Origin of the sequence: Kitasatospora misakiensis, assembly GCF_042656005.1 — a bacterium.
Lineage (GTDB): Bacteria > Actinomycetota > Actinomycetes > Streptomycetales > Streptomycetaceae > Kitasatospora > Kitasatospora misakiensis.
Genome location: NZ_JBHSOF010000168.1, coordinates 1 through 518 on the forward strand (window position 1 = coordinate 1; position 518 = coordinate 518).

Consider the following 518-nt stretch of genomic DNA (forward strand, 5'->3'; position numbering starts at 1 on the left):
CCTTGTCCGGCCACAGGGACGTAGCCCCGTGTCGGATCCGTAGCCCCGGCAAGCGCAGCGCCACCGGGGGGACATGCCGGCACGCTGGCCGGACGACAGAAACGCAAAAAGCCCATCCGACAGGATGGGCTCTTCACTTGTTTGATGCCTGGCAGTTCCCTACTCTCACATGGGGAGACCCCACACTACCATCGGCGCTACGGCGTTTCACTTCTGAGTTCGGCATGGGGTCAGGTGGGACCACCGCGCTAGTGCCGCCAGGCAAATTCTTTGTGCTCAGTATGCAATTCTTTATATTGCGTACTCAACTCTGAATCTAAGCTGAAAATTCTCAAATCCGCCAAAACATCTTCGGCGTTGTAAGGTTAAGCCTCACGGTTCATTAGTACCGGTTAGCTCAACGCATCGCTGCGCTTACACACCCGGCCTATCAACGTCATCGTCTTTAACGTTCCTTCAGGAGACTTAAAGTCTCAGGGAGAACTCATCTCGGGGCAAGTTTCGTGCTTAGATGCTTT

Annotated in this window: 2 rRNA genes; both read right to left on the minus strand. The window is 54.6% G+C overall.

The window, feature by feature from the left end:
• Positions 1-146: 146 nt before the first annotated feature.
• A 5S ribosomal RNA gene (gene rrf / locus ACFP3U_RS37085) occupies positions 147-262 on the minus strand.
• 99 nt (positions 263-361) lie between these two features.
• Positions 362-518, minus strand: a 23S ribosomal RNA gene (locus ACFP3U_RS37090); the annotation flags it as partial.